Source organism: Pseudoduganella sp. GW821-FHT11H04 (assembly GCF_058807935.1).
On sequence record NZ_JBXARE010000004.1, the window covers coordinates 212,936 to 231,982 of the forward strand.

Here is a 19,047-nt window from a genome sequence, read left to right on the forward strand (position 1 = left end):
AATAGATTCCATGAGCAAACCTGATCTTTCGTTCACCGCTTTGCCCCAATACGACACCGGGCCTCTGTCCTGGGTCATGGGGGAGATCCGCGAAGCGCTAGCCCGTTCCCGTACCGCGCTGTTTGAGGCCGGCGGGCGTGACCCGGAAGATCAGACCACGGCGCTGATGCACGCCAAGTCGCACCTGCACCAGGCGCACGGCGCCCTGCAGATGGTGGACGTGGACGGCGTCGCCCTGCTGACCCAGTTGGCGGAAGTGGTGCTGGACCGCATGCGCGACGGCACGCTGAAATGCACGCCGGACCACGTGCAGCTGCTGGCCAATATGTACCAGGCGCTGACCGAGTTCCTGGAGGAGTTGCTGGCTGGTGCGCCATTCCAGCCGGTGCGCCTGTTCCCATTCTTCCGCGACATCCAGGATTTGCTGGGCATCGACCGGGTGCACCCGGCCGACCTGTTCTTCCCTGACGTGTCGCATGTGCCGGAGCTGCCGGCGGCCTTGCCGGCTGCCGGCATGCCTACCGGCGAACCAGATTACAAAGCGTTGCGCCAGCGTTTCGAACGCGCCTTGCTGCCTTACCTGAAAGCCGCCGATACGGGCAGCCAGGCTATCCACGCCGCTGCACTGCAAGCGGCCATCACCGACGTGGCCGACCAGCAGCGCGAGCACAAGCCGCGCGTGTTCTGGCGCGCCATGCAGGCCTTCGCCGAACTGGTGGTGGACGGTCAGCAGGAGAGCAACCGTTACGTCAAGCAGCTGTTCGGCCTGATCAACCTGCAGCTGCGCCGCCTGTCGGCCGGCTCGCCGGAACTGCCGGACAATGTGCTGCGCGAAGCGCTGTTCTTCGTTGCCTCCGCCGATCCGGAAACCTTGCCGCCGCTGGCACGCCAGCTGCGCGCCGGCTATGCCCTGGAAGGCATGGTGCCGCACGATTTTGAATCCCGCCGCTACGGCAATATCGACGATGATTCGCTGGCCGCTGCGCGCGACGGCATCGCCCATGCGCGTTCGGTGTGGCAGCGCCTGGAGCAGAGCGAGAACACGGCTGAGCTCAATAACGATTTCGAACAGTCCCTGGCCAAGGTGGCCGACTCCAGCGACAAGCTGGGATTGGGCGCGCTGGCTGCGCTGCTGCGCCAACTGGCCGATTCGGCGCGTGCTACCGCCGGCGCCCGCCGCAGCGAGGCGCTAGGCCTGGAAATGGCCACCGCGCTGCTGTTCGCGGAGCACGGCATCGCCCAGATCCGCCATTTGCCTGATGATTTCAACGCCCACGCCGACACCATTGCGGCGCGCCTGAAAGCCCTGCAGGGCGGCGGTGCTGCACCGGAACCTGCACAGTGGCAAGGCAGCCTGGCACGCCAGTTGCACGAAGACGACACCGTGGTGGCGCTGGCGCAAGAAATGAAGAGCGGCCTGCGCCAGGTCGAGAAGGTGCTGGACGAGTACTACACCGACCCAGCACAGCGTACTTCCCTGGGTGAGCTGGACAAGGTGCTGCACCAGCTGCACGGCGCTTGCGCGATCCTGGACCAGGACGAGGCAATGAATGCGGCGGCGCATGTGCGCATCGAGATCGGCCGCCTGGCGACCAGCCAGTTCGACGAGGCACATGAAGCCAAAGCCCTGAGCGATATCGCGCAGAACGTTGGCGCGCTGGGCTTCTTCGTCGACATGCTGGCCCAGAATCCGTCCGGCGCACGCGAACGCTTTGCCTTCGATCCGGAACATGGCACTTTCCGCGCCGTGCCGTTCAAGAAAATTTCGGGTCCTGAATCGATCCCGGTACTGGAAGAAGCGCTGCCGGAACCGGAAGCGGCTCCCGAGCCTGTGCTGACTGCACCTGTGCCGGAAGCTAGCGCTGCCGGCGACGAGCAGGTGGAAGCGGAACTGCTGGAGATCTTCATCGGCGAGGCGCAGGAAGTACTGGCCTTCGTGCGTGAGACGCTGGCGCGTCCGCATTCCGAAATCTCCAACCTCGATACGCAGACCATGCTGCGCCGCTCCTTCCATACCTTGAAGGGCAGCAGCCGCATGGTGGGCCTGAACCGTTTCGGCGACGGCGCGCATTCGATCGAGAAAGTCATGAATTTGTTCCTGGCCGAGGAGCGCAAGCCGAGCGAAGCCCTGTTTGGCCTGCTCAATTACGCGGCCGAAGAGATGTCGGCGTGGGTCGATGAACTGGCTGCCACCGGCAATTCGGCCCGTCAGGAACAGCCGATCGTCGATGCCGCTACGCGCGTGCAGGATGGCGGTCCATTTGAACGCCCTGCAGTGGGCACGCAAGCTGCCCCGGCTGCCGCACCTGTGGCCGACGCCGTCGCCGAAGCTGCGCCAGTCGATGCGCCTGCCGCCGCCGAGGAAATCATCCTCGATGCGCTGCCTGTTGAAGAACCTTCGATCGACGCAGCCGTCGAAGAACTGAGCTTCGCCGAGCCGATCGCCGCAGCGCCGGTAAGCGAGCCCGTTGCCGAACCATTCGACCTGGCCGCGCTGGACGGCGACCTGGCCCTGGACCTGCCGCAAACCGAAGCACAGGAAGCACCGCAGGCACCGGAAACCGAACATATCGAACTGGCCGACGACCTGCCGCTCGCAGAACTGCAGCTCGAAGCGGTCGAAGCAGACGAGGCACCGGCCCGCGCCACCAACGTCATCGACTTCCCCACCGCCACCGCGCCAACGCCGCCAGCGCCGCCGGCGGAAGACAATATGAAGTTTGTGGGTCGCCTGGCGATCCCGCTCCCGCTGTACAACATCTACATGGCGGAAACCGACGAACTGGTACGCCACATCTCGCGCGATTTCGGCGAATGGCGCCACGAACAGCGCCCGGTCAATCCGGAAGCGCTGCAGGCCGTCCATACCCTGACCGGTACTTCCGGCACGGTAGGTTTCAAGCCGCTGCGAGAATTGTCCTACGCACTGGAAACCACGCTGCAGCAGCTGCAGCCGCCAGCGCCGCACCTGGATGCTACCCAGCATGACCTGTTTGACTTCTGCATCGAGCGGATTCGCCAGATGCTGCAAAGCTTCGCCACCGGCGAACTGCCGGAGGACCAGCCTGAACTGATCGAAGCGCTGCACAAGTTGCGCGACCAGCTGGCGCACCCGCCGGAAGTCGGCCACGCATTGGACGAGCGCCTGGACAGCATCGTCGGCGAACCTGCCAACGGCCAGCTGGAAGAACGCCTCGACCACCTGCTCACCGATACTTATCACAGCCTGGTGGCCGAGCCGCCTGCGGAGCCTGAGCGCGAGGCCGAGCCGCAGCAGCCGGCAGTCACGCAGGACGAAAACATCGACAACCTGTTCGATTCCGCTTTCGATGATGCCTTCGATGCGCCGGAACTGACGCAGGCCGCACCTGCCGCCGAGCCGTTGCACCTGGTTTCGGCTGACGAAGAAGTTGAAGCCGCTGCGCCAGCCGCCCCGGAAGAAATCGAAGCGCCTGCGCCAGCCGCCGAGGAAATTGAAGCTGCCGCGCCGGTCGCTGTCGAAGAGGACGCGCCTGCGCCAGCCGCAGCCGAAGAAATCGAAGCCGAAGCCGCAGCACTGCTGGCAGAAGCCGACGCCGCGACTGCCGAAGCCGCGATCGAAGTCGACGCCATCGACGCCACCGCCTTATCGGCCGGCGAAGCCATCGAACTGGATGCGGTCGACCTGGACCACGCCACCCCTGGCGAAGTGCAGGTGGTCGAACTGGAAGAAAGCCCGCACCTGCTGGGCGCCAGCACCACCGACATCCATGACGAGCTTGACCCGGACTTGCTGCCAGTGTTCCTGGAAGAGGGCACCGACTTGCTGCCGCAAATTGGCGAGTCCCTGCGCGCATGGCATGCCAACCCGACTGATTTCAGCCACGCCCACAACCTGCAGCGCGTCCTGCACACCGTGAAGGGCAGCGCCCGTATGGCCGGTGCAATGCGCCTTGGCCAACACGCGCACGAAATCGAAACGCACATTGAAAACATGGTGCACGCAGGCAGCGCTTCCCAGCACTCGTTCGACGAGCTGATGGCGCACTATGACCACGCCCTGCTGCTGTTCGAACAACTGCAAAACCCCGAAGCCTACGCCGCTGCGATGGCTGCCGCGCAAGCAAGCGCTGCTGCCGCATCCCTGGACGGCGAAGATGTCGCCGCCGTAGCAGCTGCGCCGGCCGGCGAAGGCGCAGCGCCCTCGCTCAGCACCCTGGCTGCCCGCCTGGCATCGGTGCACGCGCCGGTGGCCCGTGCCGAGGAACCGGACGCCGCTGCCAAGGCTTCGCCGCTGGTGCGTGTACGTGCAGACATTCTTGACCGCCTGGTGAACCAGGCCGGTGAAGTGTCGATCACCCGTTCGCGACTGGAAAACGAAGTGGGCTCGCTGCGCACCTCGCTCTCCGACTTTCAGGAAAACTTGAATCGCCTGCGCCGTCAGCTGCGTGAAGTTGAAATGCAAGCGGAATCGCAGATTGCATCGCGTATGTCGATTGCCGGCGAACGTGAATTCGACCCGCTGGAGTTCGACCGCTTCACCCGCCTGCAGGAATTGACCCGCATGATGGCCGAATCGGTGAACGACGTGGCCTCCTTCCACGAGGGCCTGTTCCGATCCATCGACAGCGCCTCCGGCGACTTGAACCAGCAAGCGCGTATGACGCGCGACCTGCAGCGCGACCTGATGCGCGTGCGCATGGTGCCGTTCAACAGCGTCTCCGAGCGTCTGTTCCGCGTGGCGCGCCAAGGTGCGAAAGAAACCGATAAGCGCGTCAACCTCGACATCCGCGGCGGCGGCGTTGAAATGGACCGTAGCGTTCTGGAACGCATGGCGGCGCCATTCGAACACTTGCTGCGTAACTCCATCGTGCACGGCATCGAGTCGCGTGCAAGCCGAGTTGAGCATGGCAAGGGCGAGACCGGCGAGCTGCTGGTGCAGGTCAGCCAGCAAGGTAACGAAGTCGTGCTGGAGTTCAGCGACGACGGCGCAGGTTTGGACCTGCAGCGTATCCGCGCCAAGGCGCGCAGCGTAGGCTTGCTGGCGGAAGGCCAGGAAGTCAGCGATGCCGAAGCGTCCAACCTGATCTTCCATCCAGGCTTCTCCACCGCGGAATCGCTGACCGAACTGGCCGGCCGCGGCGTGGGTATGGACATTGTGCTGTCCGAAGCACAGGCCCTGGGCGGCCGCGTTGAGACCTTCACCGAAGCAGGAAAGGGTACCCGCTTCACCATCCGCCTGCCGCTGACGCTGGCCGTTACCCAGGTGGTGCTGATCTCCGCCGGCGGCCGTACCTACGCCGTGCCCGCGCTGATGGTGGAACAGGTTCTGCAAATGAAGGAAGGCGCGCTGGCAGAAGCCACCGCCAAGGGCGCCGTGGTGCACCACGGCCAGCACATCGCATTGCGCTACCTGGCGACCCTGCTGGGCGATAGCGAAGCGCGTCCGCTGCTGCAGCGGTCCTCGCCTGTGATGATGCTGCGTAACGGTTCCGACCGCGTAGCGCTGCACGTCGACGAGATCGTCGGCAACCGCGAGGTCGTTATTAAGAACATTGGCCCGCAGCTGTCACGTATGGCCGGTATTTCCGGTGCAACGGTCCTGGGTTCGGGCGAAATCGTTCTGATCCTGAATCCGGTGGCGCTGCAGCTGCACGTGGCGCAGCATCCGGAACTGGCGCCGCGCACCGCCGCGACTCCGGCGCCAGCGCCGGCCGGCGGCGGTTCTGCGGAACCAAGCGCGCCGACGCGCGCCCACGGCACCGTCATGGTGGTCGACGATTCGCTCACCGTGCGTAAGGTTACCCAGCGTCTGCTGGAGCGTGAAGGCTATACCGTCATGCTGGCAAAAGACGGCGTGGATGCGCTGGAACAGATGCAGGACCGACTGCCGGAGCTGATGCTGGTCGACATCGAGATGCCGCGCATGGACGGCTTCGATTTGACCCGCAACGTGCGCGGCGACGAACACACCAAAGAGATCCCGATCATCATGATCACCTCGCGTTCGGCGGACAAGCACCGCAACTACGCTTTGCAGCTGGGCGTGAACGCCTACTTCGGTAAGCCGTTCCAGGAAGACATCCTGCTCGGCGCTATCGCGGGCCTGCTGCCGCAAAACCGCTAAAACCGGTAAAACCGGTAAACCAGGGTACGACCCAAGGGTCGGACCCTGTCAGCTCCGCTGCCGCGCCTTGGGTTGCGCGCCGTTGATCTTCTGCGAATGTCAAAGACGAAAACCCCGCCCCCTTCATTGACCCTGGTTTACCGGGTTTTTGACGACCGCATACCGCTCAAGCGTCCGCTTGCGCGCCTCATCGTGATCAACAACAGGATCGCGTGGCAGGTGAATCTCCTTCGCCGACAAGCGCGCCAATTGCGGCAGGTAGCGCTTGATGAACTTCCCTTCCGGATCAAATTTTTGCGATTGCGTGACCGGGTTGAAAATCCGGAAGTAGGGCTGCGCATCGCAGCCTGAAGACGACGCCCATTGCCAGCCGCCGTTATTGGACGACAGCTCGAAATCATTGAGATGCAGCGCGAAATAAGCCTCGCCGCGGCGCCAGTCGATGCCCAGGTCTTTGCATAGGAATGACGCCACCACCATGCGCAGCCGGTTATGCATATACCCGGTGCGGTTCAATTGCAGCATGGCCGCATCCACCAGAGCGTAGCCGGTGCGGCCTTCGCACCAGGCGGCAAACAGCTGGTCCGCCTCCGGCCCCGTTTCCCATTCAATCTTGTCGTAGGCGGGCTTGAAAGCACTGTCGACCACATGCGGATTGTGGTACAGGATCTGCATGTAGAACTCGCGCCAGATCAGCTCCGACAGCCACACCGCACCGCCTTCACCGGCAGCGCCGCGCGCCGACATGGTCATCACAGTGCGCACCAGGTGGCGGATCGACACCGTGCCGAATCGCAGGTGCATCGACAGGTAGGACGGCCCTTTCACGGCAGGATAGTCGCGCGCCACGCCGTAATCGGCGATGCGGCCAAGGAAGTCCTCAAACAGCGCCCGGCCATCGCCTATGTCCAGTTCATGCAGGTTGGTGCGCTCAAACCCGATATCGCTTAGCGATGGCAGAACGCTGCGACCAGGCGCAAAACGGCCGCGCTGGTGCGCGCTGCCCGGCTCGATTGTCCAGGGCGCCAGCACCGAAGGATCGGCTTCCAGCTTGCGCAGCCAAGCGTTTTTATATGGCGTGAAGACGGAAAAGGGCTGCCCGGCCTGCGTCAGGACTTCATCGCGTTCGAACACCACCTGGTCCTTGAAAGTGCGCAGTTCACGGCCCGCCGCATGCAGCGCTGCGGCCACCGCCCCATCGCGGGCGATGGCCGAAGGTTCGTAGTCATGGTTGGCAAACACAGCCTCCACGTCCAACTCAGCAGCAAGCTTTGGGATTGACTTCTCGGCAATGTTATGCAGCACGATCAAATGACCGCCTACCACCTCCAGTTCAGCTGCAAGACTTGTCAGGGTGTCATGAATGAACTCAACCCTGCGGTCGGCAGGGGGCAGGGAATCGAGGATGGCGCGGTCGAAAACGAAGGCACAGTACACTGTCCCGGCAGAGGCAAGAGCATGGTGCAAGGCGGCGTGATCGAACAACCTTAGGTCACGGCGCAACCAGACAAGGGCGTTTTTCATGGCTGGATCAGCAATTCATAGTAAACTGTGGGTATATCCGACAGTTGCAGCGCGGATATTACAGTAAAGAACTCTTAACAGTCCTGCATTGAGGGCAATCATGAAAAAAGTCAAATTGACCAGAAGCATGCCTGTGCCGGGACTGTTACCGGAAACTATCGAACTGAAGGAGCTAAAGGCGCCTATGACTGCCCCTGCGCTCAACCTGGCAAATCATTTTCTGATTGCCATGCCATCCATGCAAGACCCGATTTTTGGCGGCACGGTCGTGTATGTATGCGAACACAATGAAAACGGCGTGCTGGGCGTCGTGATCAATAAGCCAACCGATATGACCATGGAAGTGCTGTTCGACCGGATCGACCTGGAAGTGTCGTCCGCCGCCGAACGCCACCTGGAGTCGGAGCCGATCATGTTCGGCGGCCCGGTGCAGGATGACCGCGGCTTTGTACTGCACACCCCGGGCGCGCATTATTCGTCCTCGCTGACGGTGACCAACGACGTCGCCTTCACCACCTCGATCGACGTGCTGGAAGCGGTCGCCCGCGGCCAGGGTCCGGAACGCATGATGGTCTCCATCGGCTACGCCGGCTGGAGCCCGGGCCAGCTGGAAGACGAACTGGCACGCAATGGCTGGCTGACCGTGGCCGCCGACCCGCGCATCGTGTTCGATGTGCCGATCGAAGAGCGCTACCAGGCCGCCATCAAGCTGCTGGGCTTCGACCCCCTGATGCTTAACTCTGAAGCGGGTCATGCATAGTCCGGAAACTGTTTTAGGCTTCGACTTCGGCATCAAACGCGTTGGTGTCGCAATGGGAAACACGATGATCGGCCAGGCCACTCCCCTGGCCGTCATTCAATCCACAGTCAACGATGCACGCTTCGCCGAGATCAAGGCCCTGATCGACAAATGGGGGCCGACGAAACTGGTTGTGGGCCTGCCTTTCCACCCGGATGGGGCAGAGCATGAAATGACGGCGCGCTGCCGCAAGTTCGCCAACCAGTTGAACGGCCGTTTCAATCTTCCCGTGGTGCTGGTCGACGAACGCTATTCGTCGGTGATGATTTCCGCCAAGCGCGGCGAGATCATCGACGACCGCGCAGCCGCCATCATCCTTCAACAATACTTTGATGAATATGTCCCACATTGATCCCCAACAGCTGGACGCGGAAGCGCTGTACGCCAGCTTGCTCGAGCAGGTCAAAGCCGGCATCGCCGGCGCCAATGACCCCGCCATCGTCGGCATCCACTCCGGCGGCGCGTGGATCGCCGAGCGCCTGGCCAAGGACCTGGACCTCACTGCGCGCCTGGGTGTGCTGGACGTGTCCTTCTACCGCGACGACTACGCGAAGAAGGGCCTGCCGCACGACGTGAAGCCGACCCATATCGCCTTCGACGTGAACGGCGCCACCATCGTGCTGGTGGACGACGTGCTCTACACCGGCCGCACCACGCGCGCCGCCATCAACGAATTGTTCGACTACGGCCGCCCGGCGCGCATCATGCTCGCCTCGCTGGTGGACCGCGGCGAACGCCAATTGCCCGTGGCTGCCGATTTCGTCGCAGCCCACACCCGCTGCGCCGCAGGCCAGGCGCTGCGCCTGCAGCAAGCCGGCGACGGAAAGTTTTCCCTGACTATTGAACAGAACCATGCTTAATCCGCAACTCAACAAACACGGCGAGCTTCAGCACCTGCTGACGACCGAGGGCCTGCCCAAGGCCATCATCAACCAGATCCTCGACACCGCCTCCTCATTCGTTTCCGTATCGGACCGCGAAGTGAAGAAGGTCCCGCTGATGCGCGGTAAGAGCGTTTTCAACCTGTTCTTCGAGAATTCCACCCGTACCCGCACCACCTTCGAGATCGCGGCCAAGCGCCTGTCGGCCGACGTGATCAACCTGAATATCGCGGCGTCTTCCGCCAGCAAGGGCGAGTCGCTGCTGGACACCATCGACAACCTGTCGGCCATGCACGCCGATATGTTCGTGGTGCGCCACTCGCAATCGGGCGCGCCATACCTGATCGCCAAGCACCTGCATGACACGAAGCAGAACCACGTGCACGTGGTGAACGCCGGCGACGGCCGCCACGCACACCCGACGCAAGGCCTGCTGGACATGTACACCATCCGCCACTACAAGAAGGACTTCACCAAGCTGCGCGTGGCAATCGTTGGCGACATCCTGCACAGCCGAGTGGCCCGTTCCGACATCCACGCGCTGACCACCCTGGGCGTGCCTGAAATCCGCGCCATCGGCCCGCACACCCTGCTGCCGGGCGGCCTGGAACAACTGGGCGTGCGCACCTTCACCAATATGGACGAAGGCCTGAAGGATGTGGACGTGATCATCATGCTGCGCCTGCAGAACGAGCGCATGAGCGGCGCGCTGCTGCCGTCCGCCGGCGAGTACTTCCGCGCCTACGGCCTGACGCCTGAGCGCCTGGCGCTGGCCGCACCGGACGCCATCGTGATGCACCCGGGCCCGATGAACCGCGGCGTGGAGATCGACTCCGCCGTGGCCGACGGCCCGCAAGCGGTGATCCTGTCGCAGGTCACCTTCGGTATCGCAGTCCGCATGGCGGTGATGAGCATCCTGGCAGGCACGCAAGCATAAAAATGAACGTACTTATCCAAAACGGCCGACTGATCGATCCGGCCAACATGATCGATTCCAAACAAGACCTGTACATCGTGGACGGCAAGGTTGCTGCTGTCGGCAGCGCGCCGGCCGGCTTCAAGGCCGACCGCACCATCGACGCCGCAGGTAAAGTCGTAGCGCCCGGCCTGGTCGACCTGTCCGCGCGCCTGCGTGAGCCGGGCTTCGAATACAAGGCGACGCTGAAATCGGAAATGCAGGCAGCAGTGCAGGGCGGCGTGACCTCCCTGGTCTGCCCGCCGGATACCGACCCGGTGCTCGACGAGCCGGGCCTGATTGAAATGCTGAAGCACCGCGCCAATGCGCTGAACCAGGCACACGTGCACCCGCTGGGCGCGCTGACCCACGGCCTGAAAGGCGAAGCGCTGACAGAGCTGGTGGAATTGACCGGCGCCGGCTGTATAGGCTTCTCGCAAGCCGAAACCCCGATCAAGGACACCACTGTGCTGCAGCGCTGCATGCAGTATGCCGCCACCTTCGGCTTCACCATCTGGCTGCGCCCGCAGGATGCGTACATCGGCCGCGGCGGCGTGGCCAATAGCGGTCCCCTGGCTTCGCGCCTGGGACTGTCCGGCGTGCCGGTGATGGCCGAGACCATCGCCCTGCACACCACCTTTGAGCTGATGCGCTCGACCGGCGCCAAGATCCACCTGTGCCGCATGTCGTCCGCTGCCGGCCTGGAACTGGTGCGCGCTGCGAAGGCCGAGGGCTTGCCGATCACCTGCGACGTGGGTGCGCACCACGTGCACCTGACCGACACCGACATCAATTTCTTCGATTCCAACGCGCGCATGGACCCGCCATTCCGCACCCAGCGCGACCGCGATGCAATCCGCGCCGGCCTGCTGGATGGCACCATCGATGCGATGTGCTCCGATCACACCCCGTGCGACGACGATGAAAAGCTGCTGCCTTTCGGCGAAGCTTCGCCCGGCGCCACCGGCCTGGAACTGCTGCTCTCGCTGGCGATCAAGTGGGCCGACGATTACGCCGGCGTCCAGGGCAAGGACGATGCGCTGTCGCGCGCCGTGGCCCGCGTCACCAGCGAAGCCGCTCGCGTAGCGGGCCTGGCGCAAGCCGGCCAGCTGGGCGTAGGCAGCGTGGCCGACGTGGTGGTGTTCGATCCGGCCGTGCGCTGGACCGTCACCGGCAACGCGCTGGCCAGCCAGGGCAAACACACCCCGTTCCTCGGCTACGAGCTGGCGGGCCAAGTCCAGGCGACGATCGTAGCGGGCCGCGTGGCGTATGAACGCAACGCCAGCTAATCAGCCAGCCAAGCGCAACCTCGACTGGCGCCTGGTGCTGCGCATCGGGCGCATGGCGTTCCACCTGCTGGCCGGCATGGCTATCTGCGCTTTTGTCTTCCCCTTCATCGGGACGGAAAAGCGCAATGGCCATATCCGCCGCTGGTCGCGCCAGCTTCTGGCGATCTGCAATGTCGCCGTGCAAATGACGCCGGGCAGCGCGCAGCCGCTGGAGCAGGGCATGATCGTCTGCAACCACATCTCGTGGCTGGACATCTTCGTTATCAACGCGCTGTATCCATGCCGCTTCGTGGCCAAGTCTGAAATCCGTGACTGGCCGCTGGCGGGCTGGCTGGTGGCGCAGGCAGGCACCGTGTTCATCGCACGCGGCAACAAGCGTGAGCTGCGCAATATCTTCAAGGGCCTGGTGCATGCCCTGCAGGATGGCCAGCGCGTGGCCTTCTTCCCGGAAGGCACGACGGCCGCGCAAGGCACGCTGCTGCCATTCCACGCCAACCTGTTCGAGGCGGCGGTCGATGGCAAGGTGCCGGTGCAGCCCTTCGCGCTGTCTTACGTCGATGCGGCCGGCCAGCCGCATACGTCGGTGGACTTCATTGGCGACATGACTTTCGTGCAGAGCGTGGTTAATATCCTCGATGGCAAGCCGGTGCGCGCGCACTTGTCGGTGCTGCCGGCGATTCCGGGCGAGGGCGCCCACCGCCGCGAGCTGGCCGAGGCCACGCACCAGGCGATCGGCAAGGCGCTGGGCATCGTGCCGGAGACTGAAAATTTACAGGAGCAATCAGCATGAGCAGGATCAGTGTGCTGGCAGCCTGCCTGCTGTTGGCGGCTTGCGGCGGCGATACCTTCACCAACTCCAAGACCCTGCGCACGCAGGCGACGGAAAGCCTGGCGCAGAAAAACTACGGCATCGCGGCCGATAAAGCTTATGCCGCTACGCTGAAGGCGCCGAAGGAGGCGGAGTCTTACTTCCTGCTGGCGCAGGCGCAGGCGCAGCTGGGGCGCAAGAACGCCGCCATGGCTTCGTTGGAAAACGCCATCGTGAATGGCTTCACCGATGAAGAAGCGATCAAGGGCAGCACCAACCTGGAGCCGTTGCGCAAGTCGGAAGCCTATAAGGAATTGATGACGGCGACCTTTGCACCGCCGGCTGCGGCGCCGGCGGAAGCCAGCGCACCGGCTGCGACTGGCGCTGCGGAAGGGGCGAGTGAAGCAGCTAAAGCTGAAGGTCATGCAGCCCAGGCGCAAGCCTCAGCCCCGGCCGAGGCCCCGCAAAAGCATTAAACCGTCCGGTACTCCGGGCAATCCACCTGCAGCAAGCTGTGGTCTTCAAGGCAGACGGCCGACAGCTTGCCGCCCCATACGCAGCCGCTATCGAGCGCGATCAGGCGCGGCATGATGCGCAGCCCCAGCGCCGACCAGTGGCCGAACACCACGGTGACATCGCTGGTACGGCGACCCGGCACTTCGAACCACGGCATCAGGCCGGTCGACGGATCGGCGTGCGCGGACTCCTTCATCTTGAAATCCATGACGCCCTCGGCGCTGCAGAAGCGCATGCGCGTCAATGCGTTGACGATGCAGCGCAGGCGCGCCGCACCGGTAAGAGAGTCGTCCCAGCGGTCCGGCTGGTTGCCGTACATCTCGCGCAGGAAGCCCACCCACTCATCGCCGCGCAGCGCATGCTCCACTTCGCCGGCCAAGGCCATGGCCTGCTGCGCCGTCCACTGCGGCAGCACGCCGCCATGCACCAGCAGGTGCTCGCCGCGCATGATGGCCATGGGGCGCAGGCGCAGCCAGTGCAGCAGCGCCTCGCGGTCGGCTGCGGCCAGGATATGCTCGATAGTGTCGGAACTGGACTCGGGGCGGATGCCGTTGGCCACGGCCAGCAGGTGCAGGTCGTGGTTGCCCAGCACCGCGTCGATACGGCCGTCGCTACCCTGGCTCAGGGCCTGCACATAGCGCAGGGTGGACAGGGAATCAGGCCCCCGGTTGATCAGGTCGCCGCAAAACAGGATGGCCGGCGGCACACGGCCGGCGGCATGTTCGGTTTCCAGGATCTTTTCGACGAGGGTGACGGTTTCGCCATGGCAACCCTGCAGGTCGCCCACTACATAAGTTTTCATAGCAGATAGGATAACGCATGCCAACGGCGGCCGGCATCCGCCAGCGAAGTATCAATTGGTAAGTAATTGGATCCAGGGCAACGCCCTCGGCTAAAATTCCCGTCTGCCTGGTTGAATCCGGTACAATCGCCGCTTAGCGCGTTGGCAAGCTTTCTTGCCGCGTTGCGATACATATACTGATAAGAACGAATGTTTTCCTTCCTCGTGAGCTTTTTTGCGTCTGCACTGTTGACCCTGTGGGTCATCAAGGAAGTGCGGCTGCATGGCCCAGCGCTGGACACCGATTTCGATGGCGTGCAAAAAGTGCATGCCCACCACGTCGCCCGCATCGGCGGCCTGTCGATTTTCCTGGCCGTCGCGCTTAGCGCCTGTATTTCCGTGTGGCGCGTGCCCGTCATGACCAGCTGGATGCTGTCGCTGATGATGTGCGCCGTGTTCGCATTCGCAGGTGGCATCGTCGAAGACTATACCGGCAAGGTCAGCGCAATGCGGCGCCTGCTGTTGACCATGTTTGCCGCCATGCTTGGCTACTTCCTGCTCGATGCCCGCATCGACCGCATCGACTGGGTCGTCTCGGCCTGGCCGCTCCCTTATTTGTGGCTGACGCTGCCACTCACGGTGCTAGCGGTGGCTGGCATCGCCAATGCCATCAATATCATCGACGGTTTCAACGGCCTCGCCAGCGTGGTCACCATTTGCATGCTGCTCTCGCTCGGTTATGTCGCCTTGCAGGTCAACGATATGTTCGTGCTGGTGGCGGCGCTGATGGTGGCGGGCGCCACGGCCGGTTTCCTGGTGTGGAATTATCCGGTCGGCCTGATATTCCTTGGCGATGGCGGGGCATATTTTATTGGCTTTATGCTCGGCGAATTGGCCTTGCTGCTGGTAATGCGCAATCCTCAAGTTTCTACTTGGTATGCAGTATTGCTGTTAATTTATCCTGCATTTGAAACCCTGTTCAGCGCTTATCGCCGGCTCTTCATTCGCGGCAAATCTCCAGCCATGCCGGATGGCATTCATTTGCATAGCCTGATTTTCCGCCGCGTGGTGCAATGGGCCGTGGGCCGCAAGGATGCGCGCGCGCTGGTGCGCCGCAATTCCATGACTTCCCCGTATCTGTGGATGTTTTCCCTGATGGCGGTGATTCCCGCCACGGTATTCTGGCGCTATACCTGGGTACTGATGCTGTTTTGCCTGTTATTTATTGCAAGTTATGTTTGGCTTTATGTGCGCATTGTGCGATTTAAAGCGCCACGCTGGATGATTCGACATAAGAAATCCGCCAGGTGAATTTCGTGTATATTTCCAAAACCGAAATTCAATAAAGGATAGGAAGATGAACCTGTCGAATATGTCGTCCCCTGAATTGCGTAAGCTGCAGGATGAGATTAAACGCGAATTAAAACAGCGCGAAGGCATGGATAAGCAAAAGGCGCGCGATCAGATTTACGCCATCGCCCAGCAATCGGGCGTTCCGCTCAAGGAATTGCTGGCCGGCTTCCCCGGCACCCGCAACAAGGGCGGCAAAATTGAAGCGCGCTACCGCAATCCAGCCAATGCCGGCGAGCAGTGGACGGGCCGTGGGCGCCAGCCGAAATGGGTCAAGGACTGGGTCGACAGCGGCAAGTCGATCGATGGCCTGCGCATCTGAGCCGGTTTTCTACCAACTACAATTTTTTATATATGGTCGCTCTCTCCAAATCCATTTTCAAGGCCTACGATATCCGCGGGATTATCGGTAAAACGCTGGACGAAGGCGTGGCCCGTTCCATCGGCCATGCATTCGGTCTGGCCGCTGCAGCCAAGGGAGAGCGCAGCGTCGTCATTGGCCGCGACGGACGCCTGTCCGGCCCAAGCCTGATCGGCGCCCTGGCGCAGGGCCTGCAAGCGGCCGGCGTGGACGTGATCGACCTCGGCGTCGTAGCCACGCCAATGGTGTACTTCGGTACGCAGGTGCTCGACACGCGCTCCGGCATCATGGTCACCGGCAGCCACAATCCGCCAGACTACAACGGCTTCAAGATGGTGCTGAAAGGCGAGGCGATCCACGGCGAAACCATTACCGCCCTGTATGACGCTATCGCCGCCGGCGTGCAGCCGGCAGCTGTCGCCGGCAAGTACGGCACGCACGATATCCGTGAGCAGTACCTTAAGCGCATCATCGGCGACGTGAAGACCGCGCGCCCGATCAAGATCGCCGTCGATTGCGGCAACGGTGTAGCCGGCGCTTTCGCTGGCGACCTGTATCGCGGCATGGGCTGCGAAGTGGTCGAGCTGTTCTGCGACGTGGACGGCACTTTCCCGAACCACCACCCGGACCCGGCGCACCCTGAAAACCTGCAGGACCTGATCAAGGCGCTGCAGGACACCGATGCAGAAATCGGCCTGGCCTTCGACGGCGACGGCGACCGCCTGGGCATCGTCACCAAGGATGGCCAGATCATCTTCCCGGACCGCCAGATGATGCTTTTCGCCGAAGACGTGCTGACCCGCCATCCGGGCGAGCAAATCCTGTACGACGTGAAATGCACGCGCCACTTGGCGCCCTATATCGAGAAGGCTGGCGGCAAGCCGCTGATGTGCAAGACCGGCCACTCGCTGGTGAAGGCTAAGCTGAAGGAAACCGGCGCCCCGCTGGGCGGCGAAATGAGCGGCCATATCTTCTTCAAGGATCGCTGGTACGGCTTTGACGACGGCTTGTATGCCGGCGCGCGCATGCTGGAAATCCTGACCCGCCACGCGGACCCGTCGGCTTTGCTGAACGCACTGCCGAAATCGGACAGCACGCCGGAACTGCACCTGCACCTGGACGAGGGCGAGAACTTTTCGCTGATGGCCAAGCTGGTGGCCGAAGCGAAATTCCCTGGCAATGAACGCGTGATCGATATCGACGGCCTGCGCGTGGAATATGCCGATGGCTTCGGGCTGGCGCGCTCCTCCAACACCACGCCCGTGATTGTGATGCGCTTCGAGGCGGAAACCCCGGAGGCGCTGGCGCGCATCCAGGGCCAGTTCCGCGACGTGATCCTGGCTGCCAAGCCTGACGCACAGCTACCGTTTTAAATGAATATTCTCCTGGTGCGCGTCTCTTCGATGGGAGACGTGCTGCACAATATGCCCATCGTGGCCGACATCAAGCGCCACTTCCCCGATGCGAACATCGACTGGGTGGTGGAAGAGGGCTATGTGAGCCTGGTGCGCCTGAACCCGATGGTGCGCAACATCCTGCCGTGGGGCCTGCGCCGCTGGCGCAAGAGCCTGGGCAAGAAAGAAACGCGCGCCGAGATCGGCGCCTTCTTCCGCCAGCTGCGCGAAGTGGAATACGACTATGTGTTCGACACCCAGGGCCTGCTGAAGACCGGCATCATCATGGGCGCCGCACGCGGCAAGAACAAGGTTGGCCTGGCCAACGGCAGCGAAGGCTCGGGCTACGAAGGCATTTCCCGCATCTTCCACAGCAAGAGCATTCCGCTCGACCCGCGCACGCACGCGGTGGCGCGCGGCCGCCTGGTGGTAGGCGCTGCGCTGGGATTCAAGGTTGACTACCCGGCTGATTTCGGCCTGCCGGAAGTGCCATCCAGTGAGCCGCGCCCGGAGTGGATGGGCGAAGCGCCATACGCCGTGTTCTTCCACGGTACGGCGCGCGACGCCAAGAAATGGGCGCCGGCCAACTGGATCGAGCTGGGCAAAGCCCTGGCCCCGATGCCGGTGCTGCTGCCATGGGGCTCGGACAAGGAAAAGGCGGAAGCGGAGGCGCTGGCCGCGTCGATCCCGAATGCCCGCGTGCTGCCGAAACTGCCGATGGCCGATGCCGTCATGCTGGCGCGCCGTGCTGCGCTGGCGGTGGGCGTGGATACGGGCTTGACCCATATCGCAGCGGCCTTCTCGCGCCCTGTGGTGGAAATCTATGCCGACTCGCCGCGCTGGAAGACGGAGGGCAACTGGTCTCCGCGCATCATCAACCTTGGCGACAAAGGCTCGCCGCCTGCCATAGCCGATGTGCTGGCCGCCGCCAGGAGCCTGCTCTGAGCATGCGCATCTTTTACACATTGATGTGGTGCCTGTTCCTGCCGCTGGTGCTGGGTCGCCTGTGGTGGCGCGGCCGCAAGGAACCGGGCTACCGCCAGCATTGGGGCGAGCGCCTGGGCTTTTACGGCGCCCGCGCCGCGAACGATGAGCCGGCCACCATCTGGGTGCATGCGGTGTCCGTTGGCGAAACGCGCGCCGCTGAACCGCTGGTCGATGCCCTGCTGGTCAAATACCCGCAATCGCGCATCGTGCTGACCTGTATGACGCCGACCGGCCGCGCCACCGGCAAGAGCCTGTTCGGCAAGCACGGCGCGCGCGTGGTGCAATCCTTCCTGCCTTACGATATTCCGTTCCTGGTGGCGCGCTTCATCCGTCACTTCGAACCGCGCATCTGCATCCTGATGGAGACGGAGGTGTGGCCTAACCTGATCCTGCAATGCAATCGCGATGAGGTGCCCGTGGTGCTGGCCAATGCGCGCCTGAGCGAGCGCTCGCTGGGCAAGGCGCTGCGCTTCGGTAAGGCGATACGCGATGCGGCTCAGGGCATTACCCTGGTGGCGGCGCAGACCGAAGCGGATGCGCTGCGTGTGCGCGTACTGGGCGCCTCCAATGTGATCGTGACCGGCAGCATCAAGTTCGACGTGGTGATCCCTCCAGCAGCCCTGGCTACAGGCGCGCAATTGCGCCAGCAGTTCGGCGCCCGCCCGGTGCTCTTGTGCGCCAGCACGCGCGAAGGCGAAGAGGGTATGATCCTGGACGCTTTCCAGGCCTCCCGCGCTTCGTTGCCTGACAATGTGCTGCTGCTGATTGTACCGCGCCATCCACAGCGCTTCGACGAAGTGGGCGTCATGGTAGTGGAGCGCGGCCTGTCGCTGCAACGCCGCTCGGCGTTGAGGGAAGCCGGTGCCAGCGTGGCTGCATCGACGGAGGTGGTGCTGGGCGATTCGATGGGCGAAATGTTCGCCTACTATTCCGCCTGCGACATCGCTTTCATCGGCGGCAGCCTGCAGCCGCTGGGCGGCCAGAACCTGATCGAACCGGCGGCGCTGGGCAAGCCTGTCATCGTCGGCGAGCACACCTTCAATTTCGCGCAAGCGACCGAAGACTGCCTGCAGCAAGGCGGCGCGGTGCGCGTGTCCAACAGCGATGGCCTGATGCAGCAGTCTGCGCGCTTGCTGGCCGATGGCGCGGCGCGCGCAGCCATGGGCGCACATGCGCTGACCTTTGCCAATACCCACCGCGGCGCTACCGCGCGCACCCTTGAATTGCTTCCAGAATTGAAGTGACAAATGTCATGATCAAGTCATGGCATTTCGTTCTGGTGCGCCGCGGCGGCAA

Annotated in this window: 15 protein-coding genes; 13 read left to right on the forward strand and 2 right to left on the reverse strand. The window is 63.2% G+C overall.

What is annotated here, in order from left to right:
* The first annotated feature begins 10 nt into the window (after positions 1-10).
* Positions 11-6,106 (forward strand): hybrid sensor histidine kinase/response regulator, encoded by a 6,096-nt coding sequence (locus tag AC1RTP_RS11180; protein WP_498607497.1) that lies wholly within the window; start codon positions 11-13, stop codon positions 6,104-6,106.
* Positions 6,107-6,229: 123 nt separating this feature from the next.
* Here the strand turns inward: AC1RTP_RS11180 and AC1RTP_RS11185 are convergent, their stop codons facing one another.
* A complete protein-coding gene (locus tag AC1RTP_RS11185) occupies positions 6,230-7,630 on the reverse strand; it encodes a cryptochrome/photolyase family protein (RefSeq protein ID WP_498607498.1) in 1,401 nt (466 codons plus the stop codon).
* 184 nt (positions 7,631-7,814) lie between these two features.
* Here AC1RTP_RS11185 and AC1RTP_RS11190 point away from each other — a divergent pair, with 184 nt between their 5' ends.
* From AC1RTP_RS11190 to AC1RTP_RS11220, 7 genes are read left to right on the forward strand one after another with little or no spacing between them, the layout of a single operon-like run.
* Positions 7,815-8,390 carry a YqgE/AlgH family protein gene (locus AC1RTP_RS11190; protein ID WP_498607499.1) on the forward strand — a complete coding sequence of 192 codons (576 nt, stop codon included), beginning with the start codon at positions 7,815-7,817 and terminating at the stop codon, positions 8,388-8,390.
* Complete coding sequence (gene ruvX / locus AC1RTP_RS11195; protein ID WP_498607501.1) at positions 8,383-8,781, forward strand: Holliday junction resolvase RuvX; 399 nt, start codon at positions 8,383-8,385, stop codon at positions 8,779-8,781. Before AC1RTP_RS11190 ends, ruvX begins: the two co-directional genes overlap by 8 nt.
* Positions 8,768-9,289 (forward strand): bifunctional pyr operon transcriptional regulator/uracil phosphoribosyltransferase PyrR, encoded by a 522-nt coding sequence (gene pyrR, locus AC1RTP_RS11200; protein WP_498608047.1) that lies wholly within the window; start codon positions 8,768-8,770, stop codon positions 9,287-9,289. The genes ruvX and pyrR overlap by 14 nt, the downstream gene beginning before the upstream one ends.
* Complete coding sequence (locus AC1RTP_RS11205) at positions 9,282-10,247, forward strand: aspartate carbamoyltransferase catalytic subunit (RefSeq protein ID WP_498607503.1); 966 nt, start codon at positions 9,282-9,284, stop codon at positions 10,245-10,247. The genes pyrR and AC1RTP_RS11205 overlap by 8 nt, the downstream gene beginning before the upstream one ends.
* A gap of 2 nt (positions 10,248-10,249) precedes the next feature.
* The gene (locus tag AC1RTP_RS11210) at positions 10,250-11,554 is read left to right on the forward strand and encodes a dihydroorotase (protein ID WP_498607505.1); all 1,305 of its coding nucleotides are present in this window, start codon (positions 10,250-10,252) and stop codon (positions 11,552-11,554) included.
* Positions 11,535-12,344 carry a lysophospholipid acyltransferase family protein gene (locus tag AC1RTP_RS11215; RefSeq protein WP_498607507.1) on the forward strand — a complete coding sequence of 270 codons (810 nt, stop codon included), beginning with the start codon at positions 11,535-11,537 and terminating at the stop codon, positions 12,342-12,344. The genes AC1RTP_RS11210 and AC1RTP_RS11215 overlap by 20 nt, the downstream gene beginning before the upstream one ends.
* Positions 12,341-12,838: a hypothetical protein gene (locus AC1RTP_RS11220; protein WP_498607509.1), complete on the forward strand. Its 498-nt coding sequence runs from the start codon at positions 12,341-12,343 to the stop codon at positions 12,836-12,838. The genes AC1RTP_RS11215 and AC1RTP_RS11220 overlap by 4 nt, the downstream gene beginning before the upstream one ends.
* Here AC1RTP_RS11220 and AC1RTP_RS11225 read toward each other — a convergent pair.
* On the reverse strand, positions 12,835-13,680 hold the full coding sequence (locus AC1RTP_RS11225; protein WP_498607510.1) for a symmetrical bis(5'-nucleosyl)-tetraphosphatase: 846 nt from the start codon (positions 13,678-13,680) through the stop codon (positions 12,835-12,837). The two genes, AC1RTP_RS11220 and AC1RTP_RS11225, sit on opposite strands and share 4 nt — an antisense overlap.
* A gap of 189 nt (positions 13,681-13,869) precedes the next feature.
* Here AC1RTP_RS11225 and AC1RTP_RS11230 point away from each other — a divergent pair, with 189 nt between their 5' ends.
* From AC1RTP_RS11230 to waaA, 5 genes are read left to right on the forward strand one after another with little or no spacing between them, the layout of a single operon-like run.
* Positions 13,870-14,970, forward strand: coding sequence for an MraY family glycosyltransferase (locus AC1RTP_RS11230; RefSeq protein WP_498607511.1), 1,101 nt, complete (start codon positions 13,870-13,872; stop codon positions 14,968-14,970).
* Between the two features lie 46 nt (positions 14,971-15,016).
* Positions 15,017-15,331, forward strand: coding sequence for an H-NS histone family protein (locus AC1RTP_RS11235; protein WP_498607513.1), 315 nt, complete (start codon positions 15,017-15,019; stop codon positions 15,329-15,331).
* Between the two features lie 32 nt (positions 15,332-15,363).
* The gene (locus AC1RTP_RS11240) at positions 15,364-16,743 is read left to right on the forward strand and encodes a phosphomannomutase/phosphoglucomutase (RefSeq protein WP_498607515.1); all 1,380 of its coding nucleotides are present in this window, start codon (positions 15,364-15,366) and stop codon (positions 16,741-16,743) included.
* Complete coding sequence (gene waaC, locus AC1RTP_RS11245) at positions 16,744-17,709, forward strand: lipopolysaccharide heptosyltransferase I (protein WP_498607517.1); 966 nt, start codon at positions 16,744-16,746, stop codon at positions 17,707-17,709.
* A gap of 2 nt (positions 17,710-17,711) precedes the next feature.
* Positions 17,712-18,995, forward strand: coding sequence for a lipid IV(A) 3-deoxy-D-manno-octulosonic acid transferase (gene waaA / locus AC1RTP_RS11250; RefSeq protein ID WP_498607519.1), 1,284 nt, complete (start codon positions 17,712-17,714; stop codon positions 18,993-18,995).
* The last annotated feature ends 52 nt before the right edge of the window (positions 18,996-19,047 follow it).

Coding starts and splice junctions, on each gene's coding strand:
- AC1RTP_RS11190 (WP_498607499.1), top strand. CDS start 7,815: ATGACTGCCCCTGCGCTCAACCTGGCAAATCATTTTCTGATTGCCATG.
- AC1RTP_RS11230 (WP_498607511.1), top strand. CDS start 13,870: ATGTTTTCCTTCCTCGTGAGCTTTTTTGCGTCTGCACTGTTGACCCTG.
- AC1RTP_RS11215 (WP_498607507.1), top strand. CDS start 11,535: ATGAACGCAACGCCAGCTAATCAGCCAGCCAAGCGCAACCTCGACTGG.
- AC1RTP_RS11220 (WP_498607509.1), top strand. CDS start 12,341: ATGAGCAGGATCAGTGTGCTGGCAGCCTGCCTGCTGTTGGCGGCTTGC.
- pyrR (WP_498608047.1), top strand. CDS start 8,768: ATGTCCCACATTGATCCCCAACAGCTGGACGCGGAAGCGCTGTACGCC.
- AC1RTP_RS11210 (WP_498607505.1), top strand. CDS start 10,250: ATGAACGTACTTATCCAAAACGGCCGACTGATCGATCCGGCCAACATG.
- ruvX (WP_498607501.1), top strand. CDS start 8,383: ATGCATAGTCCGGAAACTGTTTTAGGCTTCGACTTCGGCATCAAACGC.
- waaA (WP_498607519.1), top strand. CDS start 17,712: ATGCGCATCTTTTACACATTGATGTGGTGCCTGTTCCTGCCGCTGGTG.
- AC1RTP_RS11185 (WP_498607498.1), bottom strand. CDS start 7,630: ATGAAAAACGCCCTTGTCTGGTTGCGCCGTGACCTAAGGTTGTTCGAT.
- waaC (WP_498607517.1), top strand. CDS start 16,744: ATGAATATTCTCCTGGTGCGCGTCTCTTCGATGGGAGACGTGCTGCAC.
- AC1RTP_RS11205 (WP_498607503.1), top strand. CDS start 9,282: ATGCTTAATCCGCAACTCAACAAACACGGCGAGCTTCAGCACCTGCTG.
- AC1RTP_RS11225 (WP_498607510.1), bottom strand. CDS start 13,680: ATGAAAACTTATGTAGTGGGCGACCTGCAGGGTTGCCATGGCGAAACC.
- AC1RTP_RS11240 (WP_498607515.1), top strand. CDS start 15,364: ATGGTCGCTCTCTCCAAATCCATTTTCAAGGCCTACGATATCCGCGGG.
- AC1RTP_RS11180 (WP_498607497.1), top strand. CDS start 11: ATGAGCAAACCTGATCTTTCGTTCACCGCTTTGCCCCAATACGACACC.
- AC1RTP_RS11235 (WP_498607513.1), top strand. CDS start 15,017: ATGAACCTGTCGAATATGTCGTCCCCTGAATTGCGTAAGCTGCAGGAT.